This is a genomic window from Planktotalea frisia (genome assembly GCF_001890925.1).
GTDB classification, from domain to species: Bacteria; Pseudomonadota; Alphaproteobacteria; order Rhodobacterales; family Rhodobacteraceae; genus Planktotalea; species Planktotalea frisia.
Window position 1 is genome coordinate 1 of sequence record NZ_MLCB01000051.1, and the last position, 6,222, is coordinate 6,222.

General features: G+C 52.0%; 7 protein-coding genes. 3 read left to right on the plus strand and 4 right to left on the minus strand.

Annotated elements, in window-relative coordinates:
- The first annotated feature begins 92 nt into the window (after nucleotides 1-92).
- Nucleotides 93-668, plus strand: a complete 576-nt coding sequence (locus tag PFRI_RS03010) for a hypothetical protein (protein WP_072629271.1) — start codon at nucleotides 93-95, stop codon at nucleotides 666-668.
- Nucleotides 669-771: 103 nt separating this feature from the next.
- Here the strand turns inward: PFRI_RS03010 and PFRI_RS03015 are convergent, their stop codons facing one another.
- Together PFRI_RS03015 and PFRI_RS03020 are read right to left on the minus strand one after the other, a co-directional pair.
- Nucleotides 772-1,923, minus strand: coding sequence for a DUF1963 domain-containing protein (locus tag PFRI_RS03015; protein WP_139292075.1), 1,152 nt, complete (start codon nucleotides 1,921-1,923; stop codon nucleotides 772-774).
- Nucleotides 1,924-2,372: 449 nt separating this feature from the next.
- The gene (locus PFRI_RS03020) at nucleotides 2,373-3,128 is read right to left on the minus strand and encodes a DUF1013 domain-containing protein (RefSeq protein ID WP_072629273.1); all 756 of its coding nucleotides are present in this window, start codon (nucleotides 3,126-3,128) and stop codon (nucleotides 2,373-2,375) included.
- 129 nt (nucleotides 3,129-3,257) lie between these two features.
- Between PFRI_RS03020 and PFRI_RS03025 the strand changes: the two genes are divergently transcribed.
- Nucleotides 3,258-3,890 carry a ribonuclease T2 family protein gene (locus PFRI_RS03025; protein WP_072629274.1) on the plus strand — a complete coding sequence of 211 codons (633 nt, stop codon included), beginning with the start codon at nucleotides 3,258-3,260 and terminating at the stop codon, nucleotides 3,888-3,890.
- Between the two features lie 52 nt (nucleotides 3,891-3,942).
- Here the strand turns inward: PFRI_RS03025 and PFRI_RS03030 are convergent, their stop codons facing one another.
- Complete coding sequence (locus tag PFRI_RS03030; RefSeq protein WP_072629275.1) at nucleotides 3,943-4,914, minus strand: NAD(P)H-quinone oxidoreductase; 972 nt, start codon at nucleotides 4,912-4,914, stop codon at nucleotides 3,943-3,945.
- A gap of 20 nt (nucleotides 4,915-4,934) precedes the next feature.
- Nucleotides 4,935-5,624, minus strand: coding sequence for a COQ9 family protein (locus PFRI_RS03035; RefSeq protein WP_072629276.1), 690 nt, complete (start codon nucleotides 5,622-5,624; stop codon nucleotides 4,935-4,937).
- Between the two features lie 120 nt (nucleotides 5,625-5,744).
- On the opposite strand from PFRI_RS03035, the gene rpsU reads away from it, so the two are divergent.
- Nucleotides 5,745-5,951: a 30S ribosomal protein S21 gene (gene rpsU, locus PFRI_RS03040; protein ID WP_009830066.1), complete on the plus strand. Its 207-nt coding sequence runs from the start codon at nucleotides 5,745-5,747 to the stop codon at nucleotides 5,949-5,951.
- Nucleotides 5,952-6,222 lie beyond the last annotated feature (271 nt).

Consider the following 6,222-nt stretch of genomic DNA (forward strand, 5'->3'; position numbering starts at 1 on the left):
TGACCAGATCGCTGCATGACCAACAATCCTCAAACACCAGATTTGACAATAACTCGCTTTTACTCAAACAACACATTATTTGGAGAGTATCAGTGAATCTAAATCCTTTAATTCTCATCTTAACCGTTGGCAGTCTTGCCGCTTGTGCATCCCCCACACCGCCTTCCATTTCATCGCAAGATGTTGAAAGCCGCTTTGCTGAGTTTGAACGCGTAAACATGCTACCGCGGACATCAATCGACAATCTACCGACCGGCACCGCCTCGTTTGTGGGGTCCGCAGGTGGTCGCGCATCTGGTGACGCTGATGGCGCTGTGATTGGCGACATGGTTATGAATGTTAACTTCGATGGAAATACAATTGATGGACTCATCAATAACCTCAACCTGTTGGATGAAAATGACGTGCCTGAACAGCTTTTGGGTGGCGACCTTACACTCAGTGGCAGTGAAGCAGATGGCGTTTTGCGCGCAATCGCCTCCGGCCAGCTCACAGCTGTGGGCGAAGAACGCATTCGCGGCTCTGCGAATGTCACGTTGAACCTCAACGGTAATGTTGTGACTGACACGACTGAGGGCGATTCTGTCACCGGCACCGTATCAGGACGCGCAGGTGGTAATTTTGACATCACTATCAGCGATGGGAATTTCTACGGTAAGTCCAACTAAGACGGCAGTAAGCAGCAGTCTTTGATCGAAACCAAAAGGCCCAGCGCATTCAAAAGCGTTGGGCCTCTTATTTGATATCTGAACGCGCAAACGGCCTAAGCCGCTACGTTGCCTCCCAAGTTGCATAAATCTTATCAAAGTGACCCGCTGCGAGATTTGCGGGTGATATCCAGACTTGAAGCAACTCCACCGTCGTCAAAGGCGTACCAAATCCATCGCCTATTTGAAGCAACAGAACGTCGTCTCTATGCTTCCATGCAGCGTCCTGTAAAAGATACCCATACCCGAACATCTGTAGAGGGATAATCCCCGTACCAGTCCTACGAAACCCGCGTTCAACCACGTCAGGCAAAGTCGTCTTATGTACGACATACTCATCCCAATTTTTCGGTAGCGCACGGCGCGGAACAGGCCCGGTTCTTTGTGGCTGAAGAACTCGCAGCGCATTTGCTACGGCATCAGCAAGGTCTTTCGCACGAATATGCGCATACTCAGGAAGATCTATCGGTTGCAACGCAAGCATTTCGTCCTTTTGCGCGGCTTGCTCAAGATCCTGAATCACCTGAATAAAATTTTGGCGCACACGCTTAGGCACTTTGCCGCGGCAGCCTTGCGCGATTTCCATAAAATGGCGAAACCGATAATCTAGCGGGTAATCTGCGCCGGGGCTTAAGAAGACCTGAAAATACAAAAGCCAGAAATGGTACTTATGGTGGGTCCAGTTCGCCTGTTCCCAGAGCGCGTCGAGCTCTTCGACATAGGGTCGCGAAGACGGGTTTATATTCTGCGGACCATTCTCTTTTGCTGCGCCTCGCAAAAGCGACAACAATTCCATGTAGGATTCTTTTGCCCAATCAAACAGATCTTCCCAGTTGAGCGTGGCTTTCGCCAACATTCGATTTTTCTGGTAACGCTCGGGTAGTGCAGACATCCAAGGCGCATCAATGCCCTCAGGTGGAAGGTGTGGATCAGGCAGCGACGGCAAGCGTCCTAAAAGTTGCTCAAGCTCCGCCTCTTGCCGCCCATCCCAATCGCCCCAAATCGGCCAACCACTTGGGTAGGAGTTGAAAGGAAGGACATCAACGTTTTGAACACGAAAGCTCGTCCCAGCCTCAGACACACCATCTTCGTGCACCATCCCTGAGAGCTCTAGGTCGTTGTTCAACAAGTGCGCGGTGTTTTCTGGCGGCATGCGCTCCGGCACACCATCCAAAGAGTGATCCGTATACAAAATCACCGGATCAACATCACTCATGCAATATTCAAGACATAGAAAAACAAAGATCGTACCGTGTGACGGCATCTCAGGCATTGAGGTTTCACTGCCATTTTCACGGGGCAAAAGCCCTAAATCAATCTGCGCAAAGAAGTGAAACGGCGTGCCATTGACATGCGGTCATTCCAGCCCATCAGGTAAGTTGGGATGTCCACCGAGCCGACAAGCCGCACTCGTTTGCAGCGCATTGTTGGGCAGAGGCTTTAAAACCAAGCCAGCGCGCGCATTAAATGATTGTGTATCGATGGATGCCATCCCGTTTCACTCCAAAGCTTTTCGGGATCAGGTGTCAGCGAAATACGTGACCATTTTCAGTCAAAGACGTGCCTTTTAGAAGAAGTAAGGGTGCGCCTCATCTAACGAGGTCACACAAAAAAGGCCCCGCGCAAATGAATGCACGGAGCCATCAAAGCACACAAATGAGGCGCCTACTTTTCGTCGCTATCCTCAGCGTCATCATCACTTTTGATGTTGAAGAAGCTCTCGGCGTCGTGAATATCGCCTGTCTCTTCTTCCGGCTCAACAGGGGCGTCACCAAGCGAGAAGGTCTCAAGACCTTCAATCGCCGTCGGAATCTTCGGCTCCGCTTCCATGCCAAGCGATTGCTCTGTGCTGACCAGTTTACGGCGCTCATCATCGTTCATCACTTCGCCATCAGCTGCCTTTTTAGCCGCAGCCTTCTGAACAGCTGCGTCGAGCTCGGATTGCTTACACAGGCCAAGAGCAACCGGATCAATCGGTTGAATGTTGCCAATGTTCCAGTGCGTACGCTCACGGATGGCTTGGATTGTTGGCTTCGTCGTGCCGACAAGCTTACCAACCTGACCGTCTGTCAATTCAGGGTGGAATTTCACCAACCAAAGGATAGAAGCAGGGCGATCCTGACGCTTGGACAAAGGTGTGTAGCGCGGGCCACGGCGTTTCTCTTCGCCTTGCGCGGCAGCGTTATACTTCAACGCGAGCTTGTGCATCGGGTTGTCTTGCGCGGAATCAATTTCTTCTTGAACCAACTGGTTGTTCGCGATCGGGTCGAAACCCTTAACGCCAGTGGCCACATCACCGTCAGCGATCCCTTGCACTTCCAGCTCGTGCATCCCTACGAAATCCGCGATCTGCTTGAAGCTGATCGTTGTGTTATCCACCAGCCATACAGCGGTTGCTTTTGCCATAATCGGTTTGGCCATGGGAACTCTCCTTCAAACAAATCTCTCTCGTCGCCTGAAATAGGCGGCACCTTTTTGAGGGGTGCGGGTTACCATTGTGGGGGAACTTGAGAGGTATATAGTAGCGATTGGACAAAGAGGGAAGAGGCAATGCGCAAACTGGTTCTGGCACTTATAATGCTCGCAGGAAGCTTGCGTGCAGATGGCGAAAAAGCGGGGGAGTTTGACTACTACGTCCTCGCTCTCAGCTGGACCCCCACGTGGTGCGCTTTGGAAGGCGATGCGCGCGGATCAGAGCAATGCGATGCGACTAACGATTTCGGATGGACCCTACATGGCCTCTGGCCGCAGTTTCACCAAGGCTGGCCTAGCTTTTGCCGCACCTCAGAGCGTCAGCCGCCGCGTTCCATGACCAATGGCATGAGCGATATCATGGGAACGTCTGGACTGGCTTGGCATCAATGGAAAAAACATGGCACCTGTTCCGGCCTCAGCGCACAGGACTACTACGCTTTGTCCCGCGAAGCTTATGGCAAGGTAAATCGCCCCGCACTGTTTCGTAAATTGAAAGACCCTGTGAAAGTTCCGGCCAAAGTGATTGAAGAAGCGTTTCTGAAAGAGAACCCACTCCTCAAAGCCAACACGCTGACAATCACCTGCAAACAAGGCCGCATCCAAGAAGCGCGGATCTGTTTGTCCAAAGACCTCGACCCTGTGCCTTGCGGGCGCGACACGATCAAGGATTGCTCAATGACAAATGCCCTTTTCGATCCTGTGCGCTAGAAAACAAGCTCCTTTGCAAAGGAGCTTGCACACTCTTTTTGCAAAAAGAGTGTTACCCCACCCGCAAAACTATTTTGCCAATATGACCACTGCTTTCCATATGCGTATGCGCAGCGGCAGCATCGGCGAGGTTAAATTCGCTATCCATCACAGGCCCCAAACGCCCGGCATTCAACAAAGGCCAAACCTGTTCACGCAACGCATCCGCGATCCGCGCCTTGGCAAGGTCACTCTGCGGGCGCAAAGTTGATCCTGTGATCGTCAAACGCTTCATCATCATCAGCGCGAAGTTCAGCTCAATCTTCGGTCCTTGCAAAAACGCAATTTGAACCAAACGGCCATCATGCGCCAAAGTATTCACATTGCGCGGCAAATACTCGCCACCAACCATGTCGAGGATCAGATCAGCGCCACCCTCGCCCTTCATCACTTCAGTGAAGTCTTCTTCACGGTAGTTGATCGCACGCTCCGCACCCAACTCCAAACACGCCGCGCATTTCTCATCAGACCCTGCCGTCGTAAACACGCGTGCACCGAACAGCTTTCCAAGTTGGATCGCAGTCGTACCGATCCCAGAAGAGCCACCATGCACCAAGAAACGCTCGCCCGCTTGCAATCCACCTCTTTGGAAGACGTTGGAAAATACGGTGAAATAAGTCTCAGGCAAACAAGCCGCTTCTTTCAAACCCATCCCATCAGGGACAGGCAAGCAATGCGCCGCAGGTGTCGCGACATACTCCGCATAGCCACCACCGGGCAAGAGTGCGCAAACTTGATCGCCAACGGACCACTCAGACACGCCCGCGCCAATCGCAACAATTTCTCCCGCAGCTTCCAACCCGGGCAAATCGCTGGCAGTAGGTGGCGGCGCATAAGACCCTGCGCGCTGCAAAGCGTCTGGACGGTTCACACCCGCATAGGCCACTTTGATCACGACATCCCCATAGCCTGCTACTGGCATAGGACGTTCACAGAGTTGCAGGACCTCTGGGCCACCGGCCTTCGTAATTTCAACAGCGCGCATGGGCGATCCTTTCAAGCAATTTAGGTGGGTTCCGACCAACGGCCCGGCAAATCATTTCGCGGCCCAGAACTCGGCGCTTTCAAAAAGCTGAGTGCCCATTTAGGCCCTGCAAGCAAGGGCTTCAACACTGCGGACTCGTTAACTTGTGCCTTCACTTTTTCAAAGCGCATCACATCCTCGATTCGGCGCTCAAGAAACGCCCAAGTGTCAGCGTGGTCGTCTGACGTGTCCCCAAGCCAGAACAGAACTGTACTTGAATACACAGCACTCAGAGTTGCGCGTTTGGTGTACCAGTTGGAATCGGTGGAAGTATCGCCAAGCGCAGTCCAAACGGCATCGGCTGTGCCCCAGATCAGCTTGGCTCCATCGCCCGCGTGATGTGGCAAAGCAAACAAGGTGGTCCCACGACGCACTGCTTCTTTGTCGTCTACAGCTTCAAGTCGAAACCGTACCAGCGTTGTCACTTTTTCCGAATAACGCAAAGCACTTACGTCATCACGCGCAAATCGTGCCAACATCTCTGCATCGCCACGCTGGTGGTAAGCAATCGCAAGATCAACCGCACCGCGAGGACAAGCGATGCGCGCCAGCTCAGGTGAGATGTCTGTATCCAGAACAGCCGCCTCAAACGTCGCTTCGCTCCAGCCATCAAAAGCCACATGAATGATTGCGGCATCCAAAAGCTGTTCTTTCAAAAATGCATTGTTCATCGCGCTTCACGTCCTTCTCAAACGGGTCACCCATATACTAGACAATATAGGGCCGCTTTGCTATACGGCCACTTCCTGCAAATCCTTGCAACTTCAAACTAGAAAGGTGGTGAAAACCACATGCAGGTTAGTGTTCGTGACAACAATGTCGATCAGGCGCTTCGTGCTCTGAAGAAAAAGCTCCAGCGTGAAGGCGTTTTTCGTGAAATGAAGCTCAAGCAACATTTCGAGAAGCCGTCCGAGAAAAAAGCACGCGAGAAAGCTGAAGCTATCCGTCGCTCCCGTAAATTGGCGCGCAAAAAGCTACAGCGTGAAGGTATGCTCTAAGCATCTTTTACACGAGCTAGAATGCTTTTGAATTTGAAACCCCCGTGGACTTGCTCTGCGGGGGTTTTGCTTTTCTAAATGCAGAAATGTGGCTTGAACTCGCTCATTAAGGCGAATTTTTCTTTACACAAAGCCCTTCGACGTAAAGTATTTGCGCAGCGTATTTGCGCAGCGTATTTGAGTTTAGGAGATATACACAGAGTCCTCGAGCACCCGACTTTTGACGGGTTGACGTCTGACCGTAGAACGATTCAGCTAACCGCATGATCCG

What these genes read in the sequence shown, in the direction of transcription:
- rpsU (WP_009830066.1), top strand. Translation starts at nt 5,745, where the DNA reads ATGCAGGTTAGTGTTCGTGACAACAATGTCGATCAGGCGCTTCGTGCT.
- PFRI_RS03035 (WP_072629276.1), bottom strand. Translation starts at nt 5,624, where the DNA reads ATGAACAATGCATTTTTGAAAGAACAGCTTTTGGATGCCGCAATCATT.
- PFRI_RS03030 (WP_072629275.1), bottom strand. Translation starts at nt 4,914, where the DNA reads ATGCGCGCTGTTGAAATTACGAAGGCCGGTGGCCCAGAGGTCCTGCAA.
- PFRI_RS03015 (WP_139292075.1), bottom strand. Translation starts at nt 1,923, where the DNA reads ATGAGTGATGTTGATCCGGTGATTTTGTATACGGATCACTCTTTGGAT.
- PFRI_RS03025 (WP_072629274.1), top strand. Translation starts at nt 3,258, where the DNA reads ATGCGCAAACTGGTTCTGGCACTTATAATGCTCGCAGGAAGCTTGCGT.
- PFRI_RS03020 (WP_072629273.1), bottom strand. Translation starts at nt 3,128, where the DNA reads ATGGCCAAACCGATTATGGCAAAAGCAACCGCTGTATGGCTGGTGGAT.